Origin of the sequence: Actinomyces graevenitzii C83 (assembly GCF_000239695.1) — a bacterium.
Classification (GTDB): domain Bacteria; phylum Actinomycetota; class Actinomycetes; order Actinomycetales; family Actinomycetaceae; genus Actinomyces; species Actinomyces graevenitzii.
This window is the reverse complement of record NZ_JH470338.1, coordinates 1,318,198-1,342,645: the sequence shown is the minus strand read 5'-3', so window position 1 is coordinate 1,342,645 and position 24,448 is coordinate 1,318,198. Positions and strand designations below refer to the sequence as shown.

The following is a 24,448-nucleotide window of genomic DNA, read 5'->3' as shown; positions in this document are numbered from 1 at the left end:
GATTGTTATAACCGCAGGTCAAACGATTTAGTGTGCGGTTGTGTTCGATTTCGTTTGACTTGAGTGGGGGCAGTTATTAATCTAAGTGACAAGAGCAACGCTGCTACCGCAGCGCGGTTACAGAATATGCGCCGCCCCTAGCGCATACTCAAAGGAGAGAACTAAATGCGAACCCTCAGCATTACTCGCCGCCAGGCCCTGGTTGGTGCTTCCACTACCGCTATCCTGGCGACTTTAGCTGCATGTAGCGGCAAAGACGATAAGGCATCTGGTGGCAAGGTAGAAATCAACTACTGGCACCGCCTGCCCGACAAGGACGGTATGACCAAGGTGCAGACCGTCGTCGACCAGTGGAACAAGGAAAACCCCAACATCCACGTAAACGTCAAGAAGTTTGACGGCCAGGCCTCTGAGTCTTATGCAAAGATCGCCCAGGCAGTGAAGGCTGGCAACGCCCCCGACCTAGCCCAGGTTGGCTACGGTGAAATCGCCTCCGTATACCTAGAAGGCTCTCTAGAAGACGTCGCCAAGGAAATTAAGGCTGGCGGCTACGAAAAGCACTTCGCAGCCGGCCCTATGGGTCAGTGCAAGCTCGGTGACGTAGTAGTTGGTCTGCCTCAGGACACCGGCCCGCTGGTATACGTCTACGACAAGGCCGCCTTCGACGCCATCGGCATCAAGGCCCCCACCACTTGGGCCGAGCTGAAGGAAGCCGCCAAGAAGGCCAAGGAAAAGGGCAAGTACATTGCCACCTGGCAGCAGGATGAGGTTGGCTACCAGATCTCCGGTCAGGCCGCCGCTGCCGGCGCCCACTGGTACAAGCCTGAAGGTGACAAGTGGAAGGTAGAGGTCACTGACGCCGCCTCCAAGAAGGTAGCCACCTTCCTACAGGAACTAAACGACGAAGGCCTGGCCCTCAAGCTCGCCGACGGGCGCTGGGGCAAGGAGTGGATCGCCAAGCTCAAGGACGGCACCATTATCGGTACCGTTGCCGCTGGTTGGGAGCCCGGCTTCATGCTCGGCGACCTAGGTAAGGACGCCACCAGCTGGCAGGTCACCTACCTACCCACCGAGGACGGCAAGAAGGTTACCGGTGCTGACGGTGGTTCCGCCGTCGCCGTCATCAAGGGCTGCAAGCACAAGGAAGAAGCCCTCAAGTTCGCTGACTGGTTCAACACCCAGGTGCCCGCGCTGGTCTCCCAGGGTCTGGTAGTAGCCGCTACCACCGCCAAGCCTGAGACCCCTGCGGCCATGAAGAAGCTCTGGGGCGGCCAGGACGTTTACGGCTTCCTCGCTGAAGCTAACAACACCATGGTCACCGACTTCCCCTACATCCCCACTTGGTTCACCGTAACCGAGAAGATGAAGGAGCCCGGCGGTAAGGTCACCAGCGGCTCTGCCAAGGTTGAAGACGTTTTGACCACCGCCCAGACGGTGTCTGTTTCCACCCTGAAGGAAAAGAACATCGGCGTAGCCTGATTCGCAGTCTAAAACGGGGGTGCTTGGCATATTTGCTAGCACCCCCGCCTGCTGCAACCGCATTACGCACCTAATTAAGGGGAGGAGATGAAAATGTCAGCTGCGAGCTCGTATACAGAAAATAAGGCGACAATCCGTGCCCGCAAATTACGCGATTTGCGTTATGGGTGGGCTTTTAGTGCCCCTTTCACAATTCTTTTTGGCCTGACATTTATTGTCCCAATTATTGTCTCGATCTACCAATCCTTCTTTAAGACCACCACGGCGGGAGGGCTGTATGGTGGCGGCAAGCAAATCACCAAATTCGTTGGCCTAGACAACTACGTTGCGGTAGTTACCAACGAGCAGTTCTGGCAAGGCATGGGGCGAGTAATGCTCTTTGGTCTGTTCCAGATTCCTTTCATGATTATCGCCGCCCTGGCCCTGGCTCTAGTGCTGGACTCCTACCTGCTTAAACGCCCCACCGTGTTCCGTTTGGGTTACTTTTTGCCCTACGCCATTCCCGGCGTGGTGGCTGCCATGATGTGGATGTACCTGTACAGCCCCCAGCTTTCGCCGCTGGCCAGTGTCATCCCCATTAATTTCTTCGATAAAAACATCATTTTGGCCTCCATGGCCAATATGACCACCTGGACTTTCACCGGCTACAACATGCTGGTGTTCCTGGCTGCGCTGAAAGCTATCCCCACTGATCTATATGAGGCTGCCCGCCTTGACGGCTGCTCTGGTTTCCAGGTGGCCATGAAGATCAAGGTGCCGATGCTGACAAATGCCGCTCTGCTGACTGTGTTGCTATCGATTATCGGCACAATCCAGCTGTTCAATGAGCCTACGGTGATGCGCGCCGGGCAGTCGTGGATGGGTAACAGCTACACCCCCATGATGATGGCCTACTCCACCATGATGACCTCACCCGGTAACCCCAATATGGCTTCTGCTATTTCCATGACTATGGCCATTATTGCCGCACTATTGGCGGCGGTATATGCCTTCGTACAGACTCGGGGTAAGCGCTGATGGCTGAGCTACTAAATAAAACAGAATTTGCGCACCTAGAAGATGGCCGCGTTTATCGGGTTTCGCGTAACGCTTGGTCGCGTTCTTTGGAACCAAGCTGTTTCGCTAAAATCGTCACCGGGGTAGTTTTGATCGCGGTACTGGTTTACTTCCTATTCCCGATTTACTGGTTGATTATTTCTTCCACTAAAACTAACGCGGATCTAGGCGATTCTAACGGCCTATGGTTTGCACACAACGCCGCCGCTGAGAACTATCAAAAGCTGATGGGCACCACCAACGGTCACTTTTGGCGTTGGGTAGCTAATTCAGTGCTGTACTCCACCGCTGCCGGCGCTATTGGCACCCTGGTTTCGGTGATGGCTGGCTATGGCATGGCTAAATTTAAGTTCTTTGGCCGCAATGTGTTGCAGCTGGTGGTTATGGCTGGTTTGCTGCTGCCGATCGCACTGCTAACCATTCCGCTCTACATTGTGATGCACTCACTGGGGCTAACTGACACTATCTGGTCAATTATTTTGCCTAGCTGCGTTAGCCCATTTGGGGTGTTCTTGGGGCGCATGTATGCCCAAACTTCTGTGCCCGACGAGCTGCTAGAAGCCGCCCGCATCGACGGCGCCGGTGAAAGCCGCATCTTCTTCACCATGGTGCTGCGACTGCTGGCCCCGGCTATGGTCACCATTTTCCTGTTCATTTTTGTGGCCACCTGGAACAACTTCTTGTTGCCGTTGATGATGGTTACCAACAATGAGCAGCTCAAGCCGGTCACCCTCGGTTTGTATGGCATGATGAGCTACTTCAGCCCAACTTACGGGGCGGTTTTGCAAGGTGCGCTCTTCGGGGTACTGCCTTTGATGGCACTGTTTCTATTCTTGCAGCGATACTGGCAATCCGGACTTGCAGCGGGGTCGGTTAAAGGCTGATAATAGAGACCTCAGCAGCTGCGATGTACCCCCATGTTTTCCGCAGCTGGCTGAGCTGCGGTGGCTCGCATTCGCCCCTAACGTGCGGGCCACCGCCTTTTTATACCCACTTTTAGTCGACGACGACGGCGCCGCCCGACTTACCTTTAAATGTTGCGTTCCTGTAGGCTTGGCAGCTGTTTTGTTGTGCGAATTGATCCCATGTCCAGCCCAGTTGCGTTCCTGTAGACTTGGCAGCTGTGCAGGCTATGAGGGGCGCGCCGGGCTTGGTAGCTATCCCAGGGGTGAGCGCTGCGCCAGGTTAAGTACTGAGTCAAGCTTCGTTTCGTTGCTCGCGTCCTTACCGGCCTCGGCCCAGCGTTGGCTGGTAACCTCAACTTATGGGAACAGCACTTATTACCGGTGCCAGCGAGGGGATCGGCCTCGAATTTGCCTGGCAGTTAGCCGAGGCGCAACACAACCTCGTACTGGTGGCCCGGCGTCGGCAAAAACTAGAAGAAATCGCAGCCAAAATCCACAACCTAGCCGGTGTCAAGGTGGAGGTGCTGGCCGCAGACCTATCCACTCAGGCGGGTGTTGACGCGGTAGCTGAGCGTATCCGTTCCACCCAGCTGCCCCCAATCGGGCTGCTAGTTAACAATGCTGGCTTTGGGTTGGGGCAATCCTTTATCGACGGTGATATGGGACGCGAACTAGACGCCCTAAACGTAATGGTGCGGGCCGTGATGGAACTTAGCCGCGCCGCCACCGACGTAATGATTCCACGCGGTCACGGCGCTATCTTGAACGTAGCCTCAGTAGCCGCCCGCACCGTCATGGGCACCTACAGCGCCCACAAAGCCTGGGTAGCTACCTTCACCGAGTCACTTTCCACCGAGCTGGCGGGCACCGGCGTCACCGCCACCGTGCTACTGCCGGGCCTAACCCGCTCCGGTTTCCATGCCGCCGCCCACATTGACGACACCCAATGGCCCAAATTCGTGTGGTTAGAAAGCCAATACCTGGTAAGCCAAGCCCTAGACGCTGTCCGTAAAGGGCGCGTCTACTGCGTGCCCTCATTACGCTACGCCCTTAGCGAGGCTGTGCTGCGCCGTCTGCCGCGCTGCGGGGTGCGCTATTTCGTGGGAGCCTCAAGGGTGGCCGCCACCCACTACTGAGAGACATAATTTAGCTATGGCAACTGTAACCCTAGCAGGTACCCCAGTAACTACCGTTGGCGAGCTACCCCAGGTAGGCAGCCCCGCTCCCACCTGTGAGCTGGTGGCCAACGACCTAAGCCCCATCAAACTAGGCGACTACGCCGGCAAGCGCGTAGTGCTAAACATCTTCCCCTCCATCGACACCGGTGTATGCGCCGCCAGTGTGCACCACTTCAACAAGCTGGCCGGCGGCCTCGACAACACCGTGGTGCTGTGCGTATCCAATGACCTACCTTTCGCCCAGGGGCGCTTCTGCGGCGCTGAAGGCATTGAAAACGTCGCTACCGCCTCCGGTTTCCGCTCCAAGTTTGGCCAACACTACGGCCTAACCATGGCCCAGGGGCCGCTAAGCGGGCTGCTGGCACGCGCCGTCGTAGTAATCGAGCCTGACGGAACCGTTGGCTACGTGCAGCTAGTACCCGAAATCAAGCAAGAACCCGACTACGACGCCGTCGTTGAATATTTAGGAAACTGAAAACTCCATGGCTATCACCACCAACGACTCCAACCGCGCCCGCCTAGCCGAGCTAGTCAACGAACTGGCCGTAGTACGCGGCAAAGTCACCCTGGCCTCAGGGCTTGAATCCAACTTCTACGTGGACATGCGCCGCGCCACCCTCCACCACGAAGCCGCCCCGCTGATCGGGCATGTAATGCTGGATCTGCTAGAAGAAAACGGCTTCAGCGTAGATGAGGTAGACGCCGTCGGTGGCCTAACCATGGGTGCTGACCCGGTAGCTACCGCTATGCTGCACGCCGCCGCCGCACGCGGCCTAGACCTAGACGCATTCGTAGTGCGCAAGGCCGCCAAAGATCACGGCATGAAACGCCAGATCGAAGGCCCGTCTGTCGAAGGCAAACGCGTAGTGGTTTTGGAAGACACCTCCACCACCGGTGGCTCGCCCATCCAGGCAGTAGAGGCGCTACGCGCAGCCGGCGCGCAGGTGTTGGCTGTGGCCGTGATCGTAGACCGCAACACTGGCGCTCGCGAACGCATTGAAGCCGCTGATTTACCCTACCTATATGCCCTTGGTCTAGAAGACCTAGACCTGGAGTAATACTGACCCCTTGGCGGGCGCCTGGGTTTTAAGCAACCCAGCGCCCGCCAAGTCTGCTACCTAAGCCAGGTCAGGCTAAACTAGGAGTTGGTGCCCAATCCCAAGGAGGAACCATGGACTCTAACCCCACCGGAACCATCGCTTTGTTCATTGGCGGAGGTTTATTACTGCTGCTGTGGATAGCCATCATTGTGGTTGCCCGCGTGCAGGTACGTTCATTGGGTGAGCGCTTGGACCACAACTGGTCTGACGTTGAAGAGACCCTCTCTAGGCGCCACCGCCGCGCCAAAAAACTAGCGCGTGAAGCAGACAAACTCGGTGCCCTGGCGCCAGGAGACATGAGCGCCCTAAACGAGGCTATTGCCCTAGCTGAGCAGGAAAACCAGCCGCTGCTGCGCGCCAACTATGAAGACGACATCACCCTGATTTTGCGTCGCATTGTGGAAAGTGTACGGGCTGCTAACCGCAATAAAGAGCCCGGGTACCGCCTGGCCTACAAGCGGCTAAAGAAAGCTGACAAAGCCGTGGCCAAAGCCCGGCGCGACTACAACGCTATGGTGCCCACCTACAACTTCCTGTGCCACGGACCGCTCACGGCAGTAGCTCGCAGCGCCGGGCGCGCCTCCAGCCAGTACTTCCTAGCTGACAAGCTCAAGCGTAAAGGCACTTACAAAAAGCCCAAAGACGCCAAGGTATTGGAGCTAGAGGATAAGGCATGAGCCGTTACGAAAACGAGGACGGCGTCGTCACCGAAGCTAGTGACGGCGTCGTCGCCTATTTAGCCCAAGTAACCCCAGATCCAGAGCGCGAAGTGGGGGTGGGGCCTTGGCAGGGGCCCTGGCCTGAAGGTGACCACTGGGACCATGAGCTGCTAGAACACGGCGATCGACGCAACGTGGTGGACCCCTACCGCTACTGGAAATGGCAGGCCATTAAAGCCGATATGGCAGCGCGCGCCCACGGCCTACATATCGCGATCGAAAATGTCAGCCACGATCTAAACATCGGCTCAATTGTGCGCACCGCTAACGCCTTTAATGTGGGCGGAGTACACGTGGTGGGCAAGCGCCGCTGGAACCGACGCGGCGCCATGGTCACCGACCGTTACCTGCGTGTCTACCATCACCCCACGCCCGAGCATTTGGTGCGCTGGGCCCAGGAAAATAACCTGGAACTACTAGCTATCGACAATGGCCCAGGCAGCGAGCTGATAGAAAAAACCTCACTGCCGGTTGACGCCATGCTGGTGGTGGGCAGTGAAGGCGAAGGCATCAGCCCGGCCCTACTTGAGCACTGCAAACGCCAGTTACGTATTGGCCAATACGGCTCTACCCGGTCCATTAATGTGTCAGCCGCAGCAGCTATCGCTATGCATGCCTGGATCATGCAACATGGACAAAGTGCACCCTTTTAACTGAATTTGCACAGGCTGACGGTATTTGCGCGTACCAATTAGCGCTAAAACGTGCCAGAATAGAAGCACCACTGTTTAGTGAAACACAACCAGGAGGATTTGCAATGGCTATTGCAACCGTGGAAACTTACGCGGACATGATTGACCGCGCCAAGGCCGGCAAGTACGCCGTCCCGGCTATCAACGTTACTTCTTCTCAGACCCTATCTGCTGCGCTGCAGGGCTTCGCCGAGGCCGAGTCTGACGGTATCATCCAGATCTCCAACGGTGGCGCTGCTTACTGGTCCGGCTCCTCTCGTCTAGACCGCGTACGCGGCTCCATCGCTTTCGCTGCCTACGCTCGCGCCGTCGGCGACCTGTACCCCGGCGTTGTCGGTCTGCACACTGACCACTGCCCCAAGAAGCTGCTGGCTGACTGGGTTATCCCGCTGCTGGACATCGAGGCCGAGCAGGTCAAGCGCGGCGAAGAGCCCATGTTCAACTCCCACATGTGGGACGGCTCCGCTGAGACCCTAGAAGACAACATTGAGATCGCCGTGGACATGCTGGCTCGCTCTAAGGCTGCCCACACCATCCTCGAGATCGAGATCGGTGCTGTAGGTGGCGAGGAAGACGGCATTAAGGGTGAAGAGAACGCTAGCCTCTACACCACCGCTGACGACGCTTACGCCGCTGTCCAGGCCCTGGGCCTAGGCGAGAACGGCCGCTACACCACCGCTCTGACCTTCGGCAACGTGCACGGCTCCTACAAGCCCGGTCACGTCAAGCTGCGTCCCGAGCTGCTGGGTGAGATCCAGGCTGAGGTCGGCAAGCGTGTTGGCAAGGAGAGCCCCTTCGACCTAGTCATGCACGGTGGCTCCGGCTCCACCGACGAGGAAATTGCTACCGCCGTACGCAACGGTGTTATCAAGATGAACGTTGACACTGACACCCAGTACGCGTTCACCCGCCCGATTGCTGCTCACATGTTCGAGCACTACGACGGCGTCCTCAAGATCGACGGCGAGGTCGGCAACAAGAAGTTCTACGACCCGCGCTCTTGGGGTAAGGCTGCCGAGACCGGTATGGCTGCCCGCGTGGTTGAGGCCTGCGAGCGTCTGGGCTCCGTCGGCTCTGCCCGTCGCTGAGCTTAACTGCCGCTAAGGCAACTAGCGTTTAATCGCTGAATGTGCCCTAGGTTATATAACCTGGGGCACATTTATTTATATGTGTGTAAAATATTGTGACCACACCCACCACAATTGAGAGGCACGCGACCTAATGCCTAGGAAGATTATCCTCGACTGCGACCCGGGTCATGACGACGCTGTCGCTATGCTGCTGGCACACGCCAACCCCAACATTGAGCTACTGGCAGTAACCACTGTTGGTGGTAATCAAACTCTAGAAAAAGTAACTAACAATGCGTTGAGCCTAGCCACCGTCTACGGGATGCAAGACGTACCGATCGCAGCAGGCTGCACCCGCCCGCTACTGCGCCCGGTAGAAACCGCCCCGGACTGCCACGGCGATTCTGGCCTAGACGGCGTCGAGCTACCCGAACCTGTAGCCCTAGACCCGCGCCACGCCGTCGACGTAATCATCGAAACCGTAATGTCCCACGCACCCGGCGAAATCACCCTAGTTCCCACCGGCCCGCTAACCAACATTGCCCTGGCAGTGCGTAAAGAACCACGCATCGTAGAGCGCGTGCGTGAAGTGGTGCTAATGGGTGGCGGCTACCACGTAGGTAACTGGTCTGCTGTAGCCGAATTCAACATCAAGGTTGACCCTGAGGCAGCCCACATTGTTTTCAACGAGCCCTGGCCGGTAACCATGGTTGGCTTGGACCTAACCCACCAGGCCCTAGCCACTGACGCTATCTCCGCCAAGATCGCTGACCTGGGCGGCCCGGTAGCCGACTTTGTGCTGGGCCTATTCACCTTCTTCCGCAAGGCCTACCAGGACGCCCAAGGCTTTGAGTTTCCGCCGGTACACGACCCGTGCACCGTGGCCTACCTGATCGACCCGCAGATTGTGGAAACTGTTAAGGTCCCCATCGATGTGGAACTCAACGGCACGCTCACCACCGGCATGACCGTAGCCGACTTCCGCGCCCCCGCCGGGCCCGACTGCCACACCCAGGCCGCCACCAAGCTGGACTTTGACCGCTTCTGGGACCTGGTAATTGACTCCATTGACCGCGTACAGAAGGATCTAGCCGCCAAGGAAGACCGCAAATGAGCGTCACTAAACGCTCAACAGCGGCGGTTATGACCGCATTGCTGGTGGCCTGCTTTGCCTTCCAGCTCAATGCCTCCATGCTCTCTCCGGCCCTGAGAGTGATGGCCAAGGAGCTAAAAACCACCGACGACGTAATCGGCTTAACCCAGACCGTGTTCTTCACGGCTGCCGCGCTATTTAGCCTGTTCCTGCCCCGCCTAGGTGACATGATCGGGCGGCGCAAACTACTAACCGGCATGATGGCGCTAACCGCCGTGGGTTGTGTGCTTTCTGCGCTGGCTGGCATGACTGGCTCAGTGGAGCTGCTATTTGTGGGCCGCGTGATTCAGGGCGTGGCCGGGCCGACCGTGCCCGTGTGTCTGATTATGCTGCGCGTGGCCGTACCTGACCCCAAGCGTTACGGCACCCTGCTAGGCGTAATTACCGCCGTAAACGGTGGTATTGCGGGTGTGGATGCCCTAGCTGGTGGCTGGCTAGCCCAAAACTTTGGTTTCGGCTCAGTATTTTGGACTATGGCTGTAATCGCCGTGTTGGCGGCGGTGGCGGTAGCCTTCCTAACCGATGAATCCCTGGTGCCCGGCGACCACCGCATGGACTGGTCCGGCACTATTGCCCTGGTGGTGGCGGTAGGTGCGCTGCTAATCATCTTCAATGAGCTAGCTAAACTCTCCAACGCTAACTTTTGGCTGGTGGCGGGCCTGTTCCTGCTGGCTGCTTTGTCTGCTGTGGCTTTCTGGATCCAGGAGGACCGCACCAGCCAGCCCCTGGTGGCTACCGTCTACCTCCAGTCGCGTTCCACCTGGGCGCTGCTGCTGACCACCACCCTAACCATGACCGGCGTGTTTGCGGTTATGAACGGTTTGGTGCCGGGTCTAGCTCAGGACACTGATTACGGGCCGGGCCTTAGCCCCGACGTCGTCTCTTTCTGGACCCTGACCCCTTACGCCATTGCCGGCCTACTAATGGGCCCGGTATCTGGCACCCTGGCCGGCCGCTTTGGCTACCGTAAGGTGCTGCGCGTGGGCTTGCTGGGCACGGTGATTGGCTTGGGCGCGATTTTTGTGATTTCTCCAAGCGCCACCCCAGTGCTACTGCTGGCAGTTAACGTGTTTGTGGGTATCACCTATGCCGGTATGAGCAACATTATGCTCAACGGTCTAGGTGTGGTGCTTTCTCCCAGCGACAACCCCGGCTACCTGCCAGGCCTTAACGCTGGTGCTTTCAACCTGGGTGCGGGTATTTCCTTCGCGATCCTGCCGGCAGTCTCGGTGACGCTAGGTAACGGCCTAGGCGGTTTCCAGGGTGCAGTTATCACCGGTTTGGTGTTGCTGGCCTTGGCTTTTGCTAGCTCGCTGCTGATCCCCGCGCCGGCGGTTGAAAAGGAGACGGCGGCGTGAACGTAGCTGATCGTGGCCGCGCCCTGGAGGCGTTAGACCGTTTAGGTGCCCCGGTGGTGGCTTTAGGCTCTCTGAACGCGGACCTAACGGTAACCACCCAGCGCCTACCTGGTCCGGGTGAAACTGTAGTTGGCTCAGATCTGCGTATCTTGCCGGGCGGTAAATCAGCCAACCAGGCTGCCACGGCTGCTTTGCTGGGTGTGCCCACCGTGATGATTGGGGCGGTTGGGCGCGACGGCAACGGCCAGTTGCTGCTCGAATCCCTGGCGCTAAAGGGGGTAGACACCCGCCACGTTTATGAACGTGAAGTGGCTACCGGCACCGCCATGATTACTGTGGACGGCGCCGCTGAGAACACCATTGTGATCTCACCCGGCGCTAACGCCACCCTCACCCCGGCTGATGTGGTTGATAAGGCGCAGGTAATCGCTGAGGCTGGGGCCCTGGGATTGTGCCTGGAGGTAAGCCTGGAAACTGTCACCGCTGCGGCCCGCTGCGCCCACGAGGCTGGCGTGCCGGTGGTTCTCAATGTTTCCCCGGCCCGTCAGCTCTCACCCGAACTGCTGGAACTAACCGATGTGCTGATCGTCAACCAGCACGAGTTGTCTCTGGTCAGTGGTCAAAGCGTAGACACTGCAGACCTAGAGCAGGTAGCTAAGGCTTTCATGGCCACTGGCGTTAAGCGCGGGGTCCTCACCTTGGGTGGGGCCGGCTCCCTGATCTATGAGGAGGGCCGCCTCGAATGGGTGGCAGCTTTCAAGGTCAACCCGGTAGACACCACCGGCGCTGGCGACTCTTTCATGGGCACGCTGCTGTCGGCTTTGGCTGCCGGCGTCTCACTTGCCGACGGCGCCACCCTAGCTGCGGCGGTAGCGGCCTGCTCCACCACCAAGGTGGGCGCGCAGGCCTCCTACGCCAGTGCTGATGAGGTGCGCGAGTTCCTAAAGTGAGCGCGTTTGAGCACACCCAGCTCAGGAGCGTCCAGCTCAAGCACGCTCAACCCAGGCGTGCATAAGAAATGCGCATAAAGTGCGGCTTTAAGCTAAAAGGTGTGGCGACGGCGTCGGGGACCTTCCTGGCGCCGTCGCCATATGTCAGGTGATGACACTAGGGCCAACCACACCGAACAAAAAAGTATTCCCGCAGGTCACAATATGTGCAGCGGGGTAGGGGATAGGGTGGACACCACAGTGGGTGCTTGCCAAACCAAAATAAAGCGGTATAGTAACGGCAAAATCTAGAAATCTGCCTATAGGGCCGCTAGACTAATGCAGTCGTGTGGTCAACGCGGCGTTTGCCGTTTATAGGAGTTTTCAATGCCAGGTGTCGTAGTAGTCGGAACCCAGTGGGGCGACGAAGGAAAAGGCAAGGCAACCGATCAGCTAGGTCAGAATGTTGACTACGTAGTCAAGTTCAACGGCGGTAACAACGCTGGTCATACCGTAGTTATTGACGGAGAAAAGTTCGCTTTCCACCTACTGCCAGCCGGTGTGCTAACCGAGGGGGTAACTCCGGTTATCGGCAACGGGGTAGTGATTGATCTAGAGGTGCTCTTTAGCGAAATCGAGGAAATTACCTCGCGCGGCAAAGACGCCTCAAAGCTGCTGATCAGCGCTAACGCCCACGTAATTCCCTCCTACAACCGGGTGCTTGACCAGGCCACCGAGCGTTTCCTGGGCTCTCGCCAGCTGGGCACCACCGGCCGTGGCATTGGCCCCACCTACGCTGACAAGATGAACCGTATCGGTATCCGCGTTCAGGACCTGTTTGACGAGTCCATCTTGCGTCAAAAGGTTCACTCTGCACTGGACCAGAAGAACGGTCTGCTAACCAAGATTTTCAAGCGTGACGCGATCGACCCCGACGCAGTTGCTGACGAGCTGCTCAGCTACGCCGAGCGCGTGCGTCCCATGGTGGTGGACTGCTCCACGCTGCTAAACAAGGCCCTAGACGAGGGCAAAACGGTGCTGTTCGAGGCCGGTCAGGCCACCATGCTAGACATTGACCACGGCACCTACCCCTTCGTGACCAGCTCCAACCCCACCGCCGGCGGCGCCTGCACTGGCACCGGGGTGGGTCCCACCCGCATCAACCGGGTGGTTGGTGTGGTTAAGGCCTACACCACTCGCGTAGGTGAAGGCCCCTTCCCCACCGAGCTAAACGACGAAATGGGCGAACGTCTACGCGCTGAAGGTGGAGAGTACGGCGTAACCACGGGGCGCGCCCGTCGCTGTGGCTGGCACGACGCCGTCGTCACCCGCTACGCAGCGCGCGTTAACGGCCTAACTGACCTGGTGATGACCAAGCTAGACGTGCTCACTGGGCACGACACCATCCCGGTATGTGTGGCTTACGACGTCGACGGCGTGCGCTGGGACGAAATGCCCCTAACCCAGTCTGACTTCCACCACGCCAAGCCCATCTACGAGCAGCTACCCGGCTGGAGCGAAGACATCACTGGCGTACGTAAATTCGAGGATCTGCCGCTTAACGCTCAGCGTTACGTGGAGCGAATTGAGCAGTTGGCTGGAGTGCGAATTTCCGCCATTGGTGTGGGCGCAGGGCGCGAAGCCACAATTACTCGACACTCGTTAGTTGACTGAAGCTGCTAGGCTGGAACCCGTGAACACCCTTAACTACAAGTCTGTAACTAGCCGCGTGCTTGCGGCTTTAGTGGCGGGGCTGCTGGTTTTTATGGCGCCGCTAAGCGTCTCTGAGGTTCAAGCTGAAACCTCGCAGCCCAATGAGATTTGGTTTAACGTTAACGTAAAGGGCGAAAACTACGCGGTGCTTGACTTCGCGTTTGCGCCCGGTTCGCACACTGGTTTGAAACCAGCTGTTATCTGCAAGACCATTCAAAAAGGTGCAGATCAAAACAAGAAAACCACCACTCACAACGCCAAAGTGGTTACCTGGGTAAGTAAGCGCAATGGTCGTGAGGTATGTGAAGCCAAGGTAGAGGGCGCTTTCCAAAACGGTGCTGGCCCGGCTGCGCTTACGCAGTTCGGTGGCTTCAACATGAGCACCGACAAAGACCACCGTGTGAAGGTGTCTATCCCTCGCTACATCGCTATCTCTAACCAGCTGATTGTCTCGCACGTGACGGTCAAGTACGACGGCAAGATTGTTTCCTACAAGAACGCCGACGTTAAGGGCTCCACCGCTGTTCCTAAAAAGGGTGCTACCTCCTTTGAAGTAGTGGGTACGGTTCCCTCGCTTGCCCTACAGCATGTGGTGCGATGGGTGCTGGGTATTGCTTCCTGCCTGATCTTGGCCGGTATTTTGTGGCTGGGTGGCGTGCGTATTTACAAGCGCGTTAAGGAAAGTCTGGCTACTAAGGCGGCTATTGCAGCCGGTCAGATCCCTGACCCGCAGGGCCAGACGGTTTCTTTGTCTGAGATTGCCCCAATCAGCGAATCTGAGGTTCCTGCGGCTGGTATCCCCGGCGTGCCGCTAATCCACACTCCTGATGCTGATAACAATGCCGCTATGGCCGCCACTTATGCTGCAGCGGCTGAGCAGGGCGTTTACGAAAGCGATGGCTACGAATCTTACGTAGAGGGCGGGGTCTATGACTCTGGTGCCGGCGATGAGGACTATGCCGATGCTGGCTACGAGGACTATACAGAGCCCGCATATGAGCAGGCCCCCACTGCGGGTGAAGAAACCATTGAAGATGGCTACCACCCCAACGGCCTGTACTACCAGGACGGCGTGGCCTACTACCCGGGTGAAGACGGTTACTACTACAAGCTTGAAGGTTCAGGCTTTGAGGATATGTTCCGCTAACTAACGGTGTTTACAGATAATGGCGCAGCTTAGGCTGCGCCATTATTGTAATTACTGTGCATCCCTTGCACGAGCAAAGCTGCGCGGCAGGCATGGGGGAGCACTGCGCAGGTATGGGGGAGCACTGCAGTGTGGTCTTACCTTGTGTTGTACAGGTGAAGGCAGTCAGGATGTGCTGATGGTGCTAGGGATTGATCCCCTTAAAAATGAGGCGAATGACGTGGCAATGGCATTAGGATTGGATCCATGAACGCTGTTACTTTCAACCCGCGCACGGTTTTGGCGCGTGTAGGCGCTGCTTTAGCCGCTTTTGTGCTGGCTTTTTCTTTACTGACTATGGTTTCCCCAGCTCACGCTGACGATGTAAAGACCTGGACTGAGCTTAAATTCAGTGGGGACAAGGTGACTTTGTCGCTTAAAATGCACGTTCCCGAGCAGTATGGGATGTCTACCAAGAGTCTCTGTGAGAAGAGCAAGAGCGAAGCCAGCTCAACGAAGATCGGCAAAAAAGTCGACAAGATTGAGGTAGAGCAATACGAGGGCGTTGAGGTTTGCACCATTGAAAGCAGTGGGAGCCTCAGTGAGGTAGTAGACAAATCAGGCTCATCACTTGGCATCTCTGTTAGCCGTGATGGTGACAATATCAAGGTTAAAGGCAGCGGCGGCTCCTTCACCTCCTCGGCAGCCAGCACGGAGGTGCGTATCACCTTTGATGGTGGGGTGGTTTCTTCTAGCGGCGGCAAGGTTGACGGAAACACCTTCATTGCCAATAGCAGTAGCTTTGAGGTAACCGGTAAGCCTGGCAGCGGCTCCAACATGCTGATGTTTGTGCTGATCGGACTGGTAGTTGTGATCGGCGCTGGGGTGGCCGTCTTCTTCGTGATGCGTTCTAAGAAGCAGCCCCAGCCTCAGTACGGTGGCTACGGTCAGCCTTACGGCCAGCAGGGTTACGGTCAGCCCCAGGGCTATGGCCAGCAGGCTTATGGCCAGCCCGGTTACGGACAGCAAGCTCAGCCTTACGGACAGCAGCCTCAAGGCTACGGCCAGCAACCGCAGGGCTATGGTCAGCAGGCTCAGCCTTACGGCCAGCAGGGCTACAACGGCTAGCTAACGCTTTTTCTTCTCAAGACCAGGGTCGGATTAACCCCCGGCCCTGGTTTTGTTTTGAAAGAAAACAACCAGATTGTGCCTGAACAGATAAAAACTAATAGGGTTAAGCCATGAACGCTATTAACGTTAACCCCCGCGCAATGATTGCGCGCGTAGGTGCCGCACTAGCTGCTTTTGTGCTGGCTTTTTCGCTGCTAGGAGTGACTTCTCCGGCTCACGCTGACAGCTTCAAGGTATGGCTTGGCATGAAATTCAGTGGTGAAAACCTGGCTATCTCACTGAAGATGCACGTGCCTAGCGAGTATGGCTCCGCCAAGGCAATTTGCGATAGCATGAAAAACTCGGCTACCAAGAGCTCCGACGGTAAAGTCACCAAGTCTGGGGTGGAACAGTACAAGGGCGTAGAAGTTTGTGTCATCGAGGCCGAGGGTAAGCTAAATGAGAATGACTCTTCCTCCGCTTTCGGTTTCTCTATCAAACGCGATGGCGACAAACTAACCGTCAAGAGCACCTCTAGCAACCGCTTCGCCTCTATCGGTGACATCGAGTACCGCTTCACCTTCAATGACGGCATCGTTTCTTCCAGCGGCGGTAAGGTTGAAGGTAACACCTTCGTTACCACCGATACTAAGTTCGAGGTTGTCGGTAAGCCCGGTGGCACTTCCAAAATCCTGATGTACGCACTAATCGGTGGGCTAATTGGTTGTGGTACCGGCCTAGGGGCCTTCCTCCGCATGCGTTTCAAGAAGAAGACCCAGCCTCAGCAGTCCGCTTCTCCTTACGCCGCTCAGCCAGGTCAGTACCCTCAGGGCCAGGCAGCTCCCAACGCCGCTCAGCCCGGTGCTCAGCAGCCCTACAACCCTAACGCTCAGGGCGGTCAGGGCGCCTGAGACGCCACCAAATAATCCTTCTACTCAGCCAGGGTCGGGAAACCGGCCCTGGCTGTCTATATCTGGGCGGGTAATGGACCTGGCTGTTTTTAGCGGAGCTGCAGCGCGGCGGCCCGCAATGTAACAGTATGTATAGCCCGTAATTTAGTGGGCACGCACAGCCCGTAACGTAAAGGCAGTAGCTGCGACGACGTCGTCGGCTGTTTTACGCAAAACGTACTGCAGGTGGGAATTTAGTGGCTACCAAAGGGTGAAAATGACTAAGGTTTAAGCCATGAACATGGTTGTTTCTAATGTCCGCACGCGCGCGGCGAAAGTGTGGGAGCGGGCACTCGCGGTGGGGCTTAACATGCCTAAACGCTCGCTCGTGGCGGGGCTATCAGCGGGTGCTGGGGCGCACAATAGTGTGCTGGCGGCGGGTGGGTTTGCAGCTCGTGCAGGGGCGGTTTTGGCGGTTTTTATGCTGGCGTTTTCCCTGCTGCTGTCGGCTACCCCTGCCCACGCCTATGACAGTATGCGCATATGGACGCATGTGAAAATAGATGGGGACAAAATATACGTATCGGCAAAAACCCATGCTCTTGAGCAAAACGGTGAATCTACCAGAAGCATATGCACTAAAGACTCTACTCACGCAAAGCAAGTCAATTACCTGGGTGCAGAAGTAACCAAGGCAGAAGTTGAGCAGTACCAAGGCATAGAAGTCTGCGCCGTCGAAGGGGTTGGCTCGCTTAAGAAGGCCCTGCAAGGAGACGGCCACTACGGTTTTGTTCTTAAAGCCGACGGCGACAATGTGCGCGTAACTGGGTCAGTCACCTCTGCCGTCACTTATGAAGGAAATATCGTACATAGCTTCACTTTCGCGGGCGGAATTGTATCCCACGAGGGTGGCAAAGTAGATGGCAACACCATAACCATAAACACTGGTGACTACGAGTTAGTGGGGAACCCCGGCAGCGGAAAAACTAGCCAAACTCCCTCTGCTGCACCCAACCAAAATAAGGCTGCAGGCGCTGATAACGCGAAGAACCAAGCTTCTGACGCTAAGTCAGGATCATCGGGAAACACCCTGATTTACGCGCTGATCGGCGTAATAGTTGCAGCCGTAGTTGGCCTAGTGGTCTTCCTGGCAATCCCCTCAAAAAAGCGCTCGCAGCCTGCACAACTAACAGCCCAACCAACTAATGTAGGCACCTATAGCCCAAGCGGCCAAGAACAAAGCAAAGGTGTAAAACCTGGCAAATATGACCGCTATGGGATCTAGCAAAGCCATCTAAGCGTGCGTTTATGCTCCTCCACGCGGGGGATATGACCGCCTAGCCAAAACTGGTTAGGGTTAAGCATGGACGTAGATGCTTTTAAGACGCGGGCGCTCGCTGCGGGACTTGGCGCGCATAGGCGGGCGCTCGCGGAGGGGCTGAACATGCCTGCACGGGCGCTCGCGGCGCAGGCACGCAGCTTCGCTGCGCGATCACCTGCGCTTGTGGCCGGGGAGCGTGTGTTTACAGTTGGCGCTGGGGCTGCTTTGGCGGTTTTTATGCTGGCGTTCTCTTTGCTGCTCCTGGCTGCGCCTGCCCATGCTGAGAGCACACAGAGCTGGGTGGACATGAAATTTAGTGGCGATAAGGTTTCTTACGTCATGAAAACTCATGTTTCCAGCGAATATACGACTACTAAAAGCCTGTGTGCTAGCTACAAGAGCGCCACCAGTTCCAGCACTGGGGCAAATGGTGAAATCACCAGGATTGAACTAGAGCAATACAACGGCATGGAAGTTTGCGTTATCGAGGGCAACTTAACAGTTAACTCGATGATCGAGACATCAACCGATGAAACCTACGGTTTTTCTGTTACGCGTGACGGTAAAAACCTAAAACTTGAAAGTGACAGGTCTGAGTACTCTGAGCACTCAGCTATCGAATACCGCATCACCTTTGATGGTGGGATTATCTCTTCTACCGGTGGCAAGGTGGAGGGAAACACCTTTGTGGTAAGTGCTGACACCTTCGAGGTGGTTGGTGATCCTAATGGTTCAGCAAATATTATTTCTGGCGATAATAAGGCTGATGATCTAGCTGGGGACTTTAGCTCAAACTCTTCAGGTAACAACGCCCTGCTCTATGCTTTTATCGCTGCCGCAGTGGTGCTAATTATCGCCTTAGCAGTGTTGCTGGCGCTACGTTCTGGCAAGAAAAAGCCTCCCGGCCCACCTGTTGGCCCCCAGTTTGGTTACGGCCCTAATTTTTAGCTGAATCTGGATGCTAGCTCTAACTATTGGGAGTTTTGCAAGTGCGAACCGCTTAAAACTGGTTAGAGTTAATCCATGAACGCTGAGGTTTTAAATGCCCGTGCGCTTACGATGCGAGTAGGTGCGGTTTTAGCTGCTTTTGTGCTGGCATTTTCCCTACTGGTGGTAGCTCCACCGGCTCATGCGTCTACGCTCAGTTGGTCCAATACAAGATTTAGTGGTGATGAGGTAATTGCCACCACAAAAACTCGTGTCGAAACTGAAGGTGGCAATGCTGCCACTGCAGATATATGTACCGAGGCCCAAAAAAACGTAGGCACTACCGTATGGGGGTGGACAATCACCAGAGCCTATTTAGATCACTATCAGGACACGCAAGTTTGCGTTGTTGAATCCAGGGCAACACTTGAGGGAATGCTAAACGGCACCGCGCGTAGTGAACTTTTCGGTGTGATGCGCGAAGGTGAAAACATCAAGGTAAAAGGTATCGCGCCACACGACACGGTTAACTATTCAAACACCTATAGTTTCACTTTTGATGGCGGGATCACTGCAGCATCGAGTGCTAACATTGTCGGCAATACTGCAACTGTATTTGGCAATGATGGCCTCTATGATGCCACATTTGAAGTAGTAGGCAGCACTAAAGCTTCTGCTAGTACCAAGCCTTCTAGTTCAGGCACTGCTAGTCCTTTAAATTCCTCTAAGTCAGGCATTCCTGCGGCGACTAGCTCTCCTAGCGTTGCGGCTAGTGACGCTATTAAGCCGCAGAGCACACCCTCTAACGTGGCCGCAGCCGGGGCTAGCGCAACCAGTTCAGCTGTCACTACCAGCGCCGTCGGCTCTACCGATGGCGGCAACGACACCATTATTTATGGGGCTGTTGTGGTGGTAGGGGCGCTGGCGCTGGGTGGACTAGGGGTTGCTGTCTGGCAATCTAGGAAGAAAATCTGAAACTAAAGGTATCAGGGCTATGAACACTGCGGTTTTAAAAATGCGCGCGCTTGTGGCGCAACTAGGGGCCATCTTGGCTGCTTTTGTACTGGCATTTTCGTTAGTAAGTCTTACCGTCCCGGCACGTGCTGACGACGCTCAAACCATGAAAGTGTGGGTGGAATATAAATTCGCTGGGGACACTGTAACGCTCTCTGAGAAGGTTCACAGTACTGTCCAAGGCGCTGACCACAAGACCTTCTGCAGTAAGAGTGAGTTCAGCACTGACGGCACTAGCCAGCTCGGTTATATCACCGCTAAATCTGAAATTACTCAGTATGAGGGTGTAGAAGTTTGTGCCATCGAAGTTACTGCGCCGCTTGAGACAGTACTCAACTATAGCTCATCCGACCTTGGCATAAGTGATGTGAACTTCAATATTGAGCGTGATGGTAGCAATGTACGTATCGAAGGCGAAACTACTCGTTATGGTGTCAGTAGCTATGGTAATGACTGGATGGACTTTCGTTTAACCTTTGCTGGCGGCATTGTTTCTGCTGAAGGCGTTGAAGTTAGCGGCAACACCGCCAAGCTAAAGCCGGGTGAAAAGTACAAGGTAGTAGGTAACCCTGGCAGCGGCTCCTCTAACAATGGGGGCTCTTTTCCCTCTGCTTCGAGTGACGCTAGTTCTTTAGGTGCTGCTACTAGCTCTCCTAGCGTTGCGGCTAGTGACGCGATTAAACCGCAAGAGACTACTTCTAATGCAGCTGCAGCTGGGGCTGGCGCAACCAGTTCAGCTGTCACTACCAGCGCCGTCGGCTCTACCGATGGCAGCAACGACACCATTATTTATGGGGCTGTTGTGGTGGTAGGGGCGCTGGCGCTGGGTGGACTAGGGTGGTCATTCTTGCAGTCCCGGAAGAAGCCCTAGCTATTGACGATAAGCTTGTCTGGGCTTGGCAAATAGCTAGATTGGTGGGGCATGAGGCTGTTGCGACTATGGTCAGGTAGCCCTAGGGACTTGTCCCCAATGCTTAGCTGGTTAAAAATTGGCTAGGCTAGGGGGCATGAACGTTGTAGCTTTTAAATCACGCGAGTTTGTGGCACGTATAGGGGCCGTAGTGGTCGCTTTGATGCTGGCTTTTTCGCTGGTAAGTCTTACTGTGCCAGCACGCGCTGACGGCGAGCTAGACATGAAAATGTGGTTGGAATATAGCTTTAGTGGAGATAACGTAACTTTCTCCTATAGGTATCACAGCACAATGCAAGGCTATGACCAGAAAACCATGTGCAACAAATACGGAAATTCCAGTGCTTATGATGGTGCCCTCAAGTCTGGAATTACCCAGTATGAGGGTGTTGAAGTTTGCGAAATGCAGGCAACCGTAAAGATTGACCAATTCATTAGCTCTGATGGCACGGCTATTGGTTTTGGGGCAGACGATAAGGTTCACCGCGAAGGCTCCAACATTGTCTACGAAGGCGATTTATCTGTCTTCTCTGATGCTACTAGCGATCAGTTTATTGATTACAAGATCACTTTTGCTGGTGGTGTGGTTTCTGCTGAGGGTGCTGAAGTCAGTGGTAACACTGCAAAGCTCAAGCTTGGCGGCAAGTTCAAGGTAGTTGGTAATCCGGGTAGCGGCAGCTCAAATGGTGGCTCTACTAATGGCGGGTCTTCCAACGGCGGCTCCAACAATGGCGGATCCTCGGGAAATAACCAGGGTGGCGCCACTCCCACTGCTACCCCTTCTATTACTCCTGGTTCTGACAACAATGAAAACACTGTCGCTAACGGCGCTCCAGCTACCGCTACGCCCACTCCGCTGGCTGTAAAAAGCTCCAAGTCCTCAAGTGACAACACTCTGCTTTACGTAATTATTGGCGTTGCAGTGGTATCGCTTGTGGGTCTGGGTGCTTTCCTGGCACTGCGTTCAGGTAAGAAGAAGCCGCCTAGTGGGATGGGTGGGCAGTTTGCTTACGCGCCGCAGTCTTACGGGCCTGGTTCCTACCCCCAGCAACAGTATCCGCCGCAGGGTAACTACCCTCAGCAAGGCCAATATGGCGGCTATAACGGCTAGCTAGAATTCATTTCAACCAGGGCCGTGGTTTTATACCCGGCCCTGGTTTTGTTTAATAGCTGTTAGTTGGTGCCTAACAGCTAAACTTGAGCAGTTATCCCTAGTTGATTTATTTGAGTTTATAGGGTTAAAGGGTGGACAGTATGGCTAACGCGCGATCAATGGCGACTCGTGTATGCGGCGTTTTGGTGTTAGTACTTGCGCTGACTTGTTCGCTGTTTGCTGTGTCCGCGCCGGCGCATGGCGAAGATAGCATGCGCACCTGGGTGCAAATAAATTTTGATAATAGTATGGCATATGTTGAGATAAAAACACATATAAATTCTAATGAATTAACCAAAAGCATGTGCTCAAAAGGCTCTGATTACGTTAAGCGGTTAGAGGCTGACCTAGGTCAGAGAGTATATAAGCTTGAAATAGGGCATTATGATGGTGTAGAAGTTTGCTCAGCTTATATTGTCGCGATCTCTAAAGAGGAGTTATCGCACACACTCATATACGGTGCTGAGATTATTGTTGAAGGTAATATCGTTAAAATAATAGGTGTAACAGATCCTGCTTACACTGGCGAGATTGAATATACTATTAGATTTCAAAATGTAGAGACTATTTCTTATTTTGGAGGTGAGATGGAAAAGCATGCCTCCATTTTCGTTGCCAAAAATGAAGACTTTGAAGTAGTAGCTTCTTTGACTTCCCACGACTCTAACGAGGTGCCGGCCAGTGACTCTAACGAGATACCGGCCAGAGGGGACCTAACTTCCTCGACTCCAAGATTTTATCGCCAGTTACAGTCATTCTATCGCCTGTTATGGTCGATTGATCTTATGCGGGTGCTTAATACATTGCTTGCGTTGATACTGATTGTTGGTGCGGTAGCGATTTTTATGTGTGTTAAGGCATGTTTTGCTAAGTCAGTAACTTCTAATGAAGACCTCGGCCCTGACGCTATGCCAGCAGACGCCAATTCCGGTTTGCCGCAGAAGGCGCCTTCGCCGTCGGAAAATGCAGGTAATGCGCCACCAGAATGCAGATAGTGCGCCACCACCGGGCCGAAGAACTGCGCAGTAGGGGAGTTATCCCCAGCTAAAATCCAGGTAAATCCCGGTTAAATGTTCCTAGGATAGGGCCGTGAGCAGGATGAATGCTATGAAAGTAGGGTTAGAGCGAGTAGGGGCTGTGCTGGGCACCCTGCTGTTGGCTTTTGCGCTGCTGCTGGTAAATTCGCCGGCCCGCGCTGCCAGTTACGTGGCTACTGACGCTAGCTCCGCCACCAGTTCTGTTGTCACTAGTGCCGGTGACTCTGGCACGGAGATGACAGTTGGTAGCGCTGTGCTTTATGTGATTGTGGGGGCGACGGCGCTCACGGTAGTCATTGGGGTAGTGCTGCTTATTGTGGGGCCCTGTGGTCATAAACACCGGCCTGCTAGGTCACGCAAAATCAGGAAATAGTTGGGCGCCGGGGTTTAATCCCCAAGGCTTTAAGATGCCTGGCCTACTAAAAAGGGCTAGGGTATAAACATGAACGCTGTTGCTTTGAAGTCACACTCGTTTGTGGCGCGCCTAGGGGCCATATTGGCTGCTTTTGTGCTGGCATTTTCGCTGGTAAGTTTTACCGTCCCAGCGCGTGCTGATGACGCTCAAACTATGAAAGTGTGGACCGAATTTAAATTCGCCGGGGACACTGTAACGATCTCTATGAAGGAACACAGCACTGTTCAAGGCGCTGACCACAAGACTATGTGCAATAGGTACAGCTCTGGCGGTACCAGCCCGCTTGGTTTTGGCACCGTTAACAAATCTGAAATTACCCAGTATGAGGGTGTAGAAGTTTGTGCCGTCGAAGTTACTGCGCCGCTTGAGACAGTAATCAGCTCTACCTCATCCGACTCTGGTGTAAGCGGTATTGCTTTCAATGTTGAGCGCGATGGTAGCAATGTACGTGTTGAAGGCGATCTAACTGGGCTTAGCAGTCTCACTAGCTATGGTGATAGCTCGATCGACTATCGTTTAACCTTTGGTGGCGGCATTGTTTCCGCTGAAGGTGCTGAAGTTAGCGGCAACACCGCCAAGCTAAAGCTGGGTGGGAAGTACAAGGTAGTAGGCAACCCCGGTAGTGGCTCCTCTGACAACGGGGGTTCTTCTGACAACAAAGGTGGTGCCTCGAATAATGGGGGCGGCAGCGCCAAGGATTCAGGGAGCTCCTCAAGCTCTTCCAGCTCAGATGACAACACTGTGCTCTACGTAATCATTGGTGTAGTAGTAGTGCTGCTGGTTGGTGTGGGCGCGTTCTTCGCGGTGCGCTCTGGCAAGAAGAAGCCGCCTAGCGCGATGGGTGGCCAGTTCGGTTACGCCCCGCAGCAGGGCTACCCCCAGCAAGGTGGCTACCCCCAGGGTGGTTACCAGCAGGGTGGTCAGTACCCTCAGCAGGGCTACCCGCAGCAGGGTGGTCAGTATCCTCAGCAAGGTCAGTACCCTCAGCAGGGTCAATACCCTCAGCAGGGCTACCGACAGGGTGGCTACCCGCAGCAGTAAGCCGCATTTGTTAGCTGTTTAAAACTAAAGCGACGATATAGCCGGGCTATATCGTCGTTTTGGTTTATATGTTACCCACTTAGGTAACAAGTCGGACACGTCCCAGCAAGTATCAAGTTTGAGCCCATACAATTGCCGAGGATTCTGCTTAT

24 protein-coding genes are annotated in these 24,448 nt (G+C 55.3%); all 24 read left to right on the top strand.

Going from position 1 to position 24,448, the window contains the following annotated elements; genetic code table 11:
• Nucleotides 1–165: 165 nt before the first annotated feature.
• The 24 genes from HMPREF0045_RS05750 to HMPREF0045_RS09665 all read left to right on the top strand — a co-directional run bounded on the left by HMPREF0045_RS05750 (nt 166) and on the right by HMPREF0045_RS09665 (nt 24,296).
• Entirely contained in the window at nt 166–1,479 is a 1,314-nt protein-coding gene (locus tag HMPREF0045_RS05750) for an ABC transporter substrate-binding protein (RefSeq protein ID WP_005986382.1), read from the top strand.
• A gap of 93 nt (nt 1,480–1,572) precedes the next feature.
• A complete protein-coding gene (locus HMPREF0045_RS05745) occupies nt 1,573–2,496 on the top strand; it encodes a carbohydrate ABC transporter permease (RefSeq protein ID WP_005986380.1) in 924 nt (307 codons plus the stop codon).
• Nucleotides 2,496–3,419 (top strand): carbohydrate ABC transporter permease, encoded by a 924-nt coding sequence (locus HMPREF0045_RS05740; protein ID WP_005986378.1) that lies wholly within the window; start codon nt 2,496–2,498, stop codon nt 3,417–3,419. The genes HMPREF0045_RS05745 and HMPREF0045_RS05740 overlap by 1 nt, the downstream gene beginning before the upstream one ends.
• Nucleotides 3,420–3,799: 380 nt before the next feature.
• Entirely contained in the window at nt 3,800–4,576 is a 777-nt protein-coding gene (locus HMPREF0045_RS05735; RefSeq protein WP_005986376.1) for an SDR family NAD(P)-dependent oxidoreductase, read from the top strand.
• 16 nt (nt 4,577–4,592) lie between these two features.
• Nucleotides 4,593–5,093: a thiol peroxidase gene (tpx, locus tag HMPREF0045_RS05730; RefSeq protein ID WP_005986374.1), complete on the top strand. Its 501-nt coding sequence runs from the start codon at nt 4,593–4,595 to the stop codon at nt 5,091–5,093.
• Between the two features lie 13 nt (nt 5,094–5,106).
• Nucleotides 5,107–5,676, top strand: coding sequence for an orotate phosphoribosyltransferase (gene pyrE / locus HMPREF0045_RS05725; RefSeq protein WP_180962950.1), 570 nt, complete (start codon nt 5,107–5,109; stop codon nt 5,674–5,676).
• Between the two features lie 113 nt (nt 5,677–5,789).
• The gene (locus HMPREF0045_RS05720; protein ID WP_005986370.1) at nt 5,790–6,395 is read left to right on the top strand and encodes a hypothetical protein; all 606 of its coding nucleotides are present in this window, start codon (nt 5,790–5,792) and stop codon (nt 6,393–6,395) included.
• Complete coding sequence (locus HMPREF0045_RS05715) at nt 6,392–7,090, top strand: TrmH family RNA methyltransferase (RefSeq protein WP_005986368.1); 699 nt, start codon at nt 6,392–6,394, stop codon at nt 7,088–7,090. Before HMPREF0045_RS05720 ends, HMPREF0045_RS05715 begins: the two co-directional genes overlap by 4 nt.
• 104 nt (nt 7,091–7,194) lie before the next feature.
• Entirely contained in the window at nt 7,195–8,217 is a 1,023-nt protein-coding gene (fbaA, locus tag HMPREF0045_RS05710) for a class II fructose-bisphosphate aldolase (protein ID WP_005986367.1), read from the top strand.
• Nucleotides 8,218–8,350: 133 nt separating this feature from the next.
• Entirely contained in the window at nt 8,351–9,313 is a 963-nt protein-coding gene (gene uriH, locus HMPREF0045_RS05705; RefSeq protein ID WP_005986365.1) for a uridine-preferring nucleoside hydrolase UriH, read from the top strand.
• Nucleotides 9,310–10,710, top strand: coding sequence for a uridine transporter UriT (gene uriT, locus HMPREF0045_RS05700; protein ID WP_005986363.1), 1,401 nt, complete (start codon nt 9,310–9,312; stop codon nt 10,708–10,710). Before uriH ends, uriT begins: the two co-directional genes overlap by 4 nt.
• Nucleotides 10,707–11,660, top strand: a complete 954-nt coding sequence (locus HMPREF0045_RS05695; RefSeq protein WP_005986360.1) for a ribokinase — start codon at nt 10,707–10,709, stop codon at nt 11,658–11,660. Before uriT ends, HMPREF0045_RS05695 begins: the two co-directional genes overlap by 4 nt.
• Nucleotides 11,661–12,026: 366 nt before the next feature.
• On the top strand, nt 12,027–13,313 hold the full coding sequence (locus HMPREF0045_RS05690) for an adenylosuccinate synthase (protein WP_005986357.1): 1,287 nt from the start codon (nt 12,027–12,029) through the stop codon (nt 13,311–13,313).
• A gap of 19 nt (nt 13,314–13,332) precedes the next feature.
• Entirely contained in the window at nt 13,333–14,499 is a 1,167-nt protein-coding gene (locus HMPREF0045_RS05685; RefSeq protein WP_005986355.1) for a hypothetical protein, read from the top strand.
• 246 nt (nt 14,500–14,745) lie between these two features.
• The gene (locus HMPREF0045_RS10715; protein WP_005986353.1) at nt 14,746–15,606 is read left to right on the top strand and encodes a hypothetical protein; all 861 of its coding nucleotides are present in this window, start codon (nt 14,746–14,748) and stop codon (nt 15,604–15,606) included.
• Nucleotides 15,607–15,719: 113 nt separating this feature from the next.
• On the top strand, nt 15,720–16,499 hold the full coding sequence (locus HMPREF0045_RS05675; RefSeq protein WP_005986351.1) for a hypothetical protein: 780 nt from the start codon (nt 15,720–15,722) through the stop codon (nt 16,497–16,499).
• Nucleotides 16,500–16,773: 274 nt separating this feature from the next.
• On the top strand, nt 16,774–17,763 hold the full coding sequence (locus HMPREF0045_RS05670; protein ID WP_005986349.1) for a flagellar basal body-associated FliL family protein: 990 nt from the start codon (nt 16,774–16,776) through the stop codon (nt 17,761–17,763).
• 375 nt (nt 17,764–18,138) lie between these two features.
• Nucleotides 18,139–18,747, top strand: a complete 609-nt coding sequence (locus tag HMPREF0045_RS05665; RefSeq protein ID WP_155813107.1) for a hypothetical protein — start codon at nt 18,139–18,141, stop codon at nt 18,745–18,747.
• A 75-nt stretch (nt 18,748–18,822) separates the two neighbouring features.
• Nucleotides 18,823–19,701: a hypothetical protein gene (locus tag HMPREF0045_RS05660; RefSeq protein WP_005986345.1), complete on the top strand. Its 879-nt coding sequence runs from the start codon at nt 18,823–18,825 to the stop codon at nt 19,699–19,701.
• Between the two features lie 19 nt (nt 19,702–19,720).
• On the top strand, nt 19,721–20,611 hold the full coding sequence (locus HMPREF0045_RS05655; protein ID WP_005986343.1) for a hypothetical protein: 891 nt from the start codon (nt 19,721–19,723) through the stop codon (nt 20,609–20,611).
• Between the two features lie 136 nt (nt 20,612–20,747).
• Entirely contained in the window at nt 20,748–21,761 is a 1,014-nt protein-coding gene (locus HMPREF0045_RS05650; RefSeq protein ID WP_005986341.1) for a hypothetical protein, read from the top strand.
• A gap of 143 nt (nt 21,762–21,904) precedes the next feature.
• Complete coding sequence (locus tag HMPREF0045_RS05645) at nt 21,905–22,798, top strand: hypothetical protein (protein WP_005986339.1); 894 nt, start codon at nt 21,905–21,907, stop codon at nt 22,796–22,798.
• Between the two features lie 94 nt (nt 22,799–22,892).
• Complete coding sequence (locus HMPREF0045_RS05640; protein ID WP_155813105.1) at nt 22,893–23,213, top strand: hypothetical protein; 321 nt, start codon at nt 22,893–22,895, stop codon at nt 23,211–23,213.
• Nucleotides 23,214–23,282: 69 nt separating this feature from the next.
• On the top strand, nt 23,283–24,296 hold the full coding sequence (locus HMPREF0045_RS09665; RefSeq protein ID WP_005986336.1) for a hypothetical protein: 1,014 nt from the start codon (nt 23,283–23,285) through the stop codon (nt 24,294–24,296).
• The last annotated feature ends 152 nt before the right edge of the window (nt 24,297–24,448 follow it).

Bases quoted from the DNA above. Each gene is read 5' to 3' on its own strand.
- HMPREF0045_RS05670 (WP_005986349.1), top strand. From the start codon at position 16,774: ATGAACATGGTTGTTTCTAATGTCCGCACGCGCGCGGCGAAAGTGTGG.
- uriH (WP_005986365.1), top strand. From the start codon at position 8,351: ATGCCTAGGAAGATTATCCTCGACTGCGACCCGGGTCATGACGACGCT.
- tpx (WP_005986374.1), top strand. From the start codon at position 4,593: ATGGCAACTGTAACCCTAGCAGGTACCCCAGTAACTACCGTTGGCGAG.
- HMPREF0045_RS05720 (WP_005986370.1), top strand. From the start codon at position 5,790: ATGGACTCTAACCCCACCGGAACCATCGCTTTGTTCATTGGCGGAGGT.
- HMPREF0045_RS05645 (WP_005986339.1), top strand. From the start codon at position 21,905: ATGGCTAACGCGCGATCAATGGCGACTCGTGTATGCGGCGTTTTGGTG.
- HMPREF0045_RS10715 (WP_005986353.1), top strand. From the start codon at position 14,746: ATGAACGCTGTTACTTTCAACCCGCGCACGGTTTTGGCGCGTGTAGGC.
- HMPREF0045_RS05675 (WP_005986351.1), top strand. From the start codon at position 15,720: ATGAACGCTATTAACGTTAACCCCCGCGCAATGATTGCGCGCGTAGGT.
- HMPREF0045_RS05735 (WP_005986376.1), top strand. From the start codon at position 3,800: ATGGGAACAGCACTTATTACCGGTGCCAGCGAGGGGATCGGCCTCGAA.
- HMPREF0045_RS05665 (WP_155813107.1), top strand. From the start codon at position 18,139: ATGAAAACTCATGTTTCCAGCGAATATACGACTACTAAAAGCCTGTGT.
- HMPREF0045_RS05740 (WP_005986378.1), top strand. From the start codon at position 2,496: ATGGCTGAGCTACTAAATAAAACAGAATTTGCGCACCTAGAAGATGGC.
- HMPREF0045_RS05750 (WP_005986382.1), top strand. From the start codon at position 166: ATGCGAACCCTCAGCATTACTCGCCGCCAGGCCCTGGTTGGTGCTTCC.
- fbaA (WP_005986367.1), top strand. From the start codon at position 7,195: ATGGCTATTGCAACCGTGGAAACTTACGCGGACATGATTGACCGCGCC.
- HMPREF0045_RS05690 (WP_005986357.1), top strand. From the start codon at position 12,027: ATGCCAGGTGTCGTAGTAGTCGGAACCCAGTGGGGCGACGAAGGAAAA.
- HMPREF0045_RS09665 (WP_005986336.1), top strand. From the start codon at position 23,283: ATGAACGCTGTTGCTTTGAAGTCACACTCGTTTGTGGCGCGCCTAGGG.
- HMPREF0045_RS05655 (WP_005986343.1), top strand. From the start codon at position 19,721: ATGAACACTGCGGTTTTAAAAATGCGCGCGCTTGTGGCGCAACTAGGG.
- uriT (WP_005986363.1), top strand. From the start codon at position 9,310: ATGAGCGTCACTAAACGCTCAACAGCGGCGGTTATGACCGCATTGCTG.
- HMPREF0045_RS05745 (WP_005986380.1), top strand. From the start codon at position 1,573: ATGTCAGCTGCGAGCTCGTATACAGAAAATAAGGCGACAATCCGTGCC.
- HMPREF0045_RS05660 (WP_005986345.1), top strand. From the start codon at position 18,823: ATGAACGCTGAGGTTTTAAATGCCCGTGCGCTTACGATGCGAGTAGGT.
- HMPREF0045_RS05715 (WP_005986368.1), top strand. From the start codon at position 6,392: ATGAGCCGTTACGAAAACGAGGACGGCGTCGTCACCGAAGCTAGTGAC.
- HMPREF0045_RS05650 (WP_005986341.1), top strand. From the start codon at position 20,748: ATGAACGTTGTAGCTTTTAAATCACGCGAGTTTGTGGCACGTATAGGG.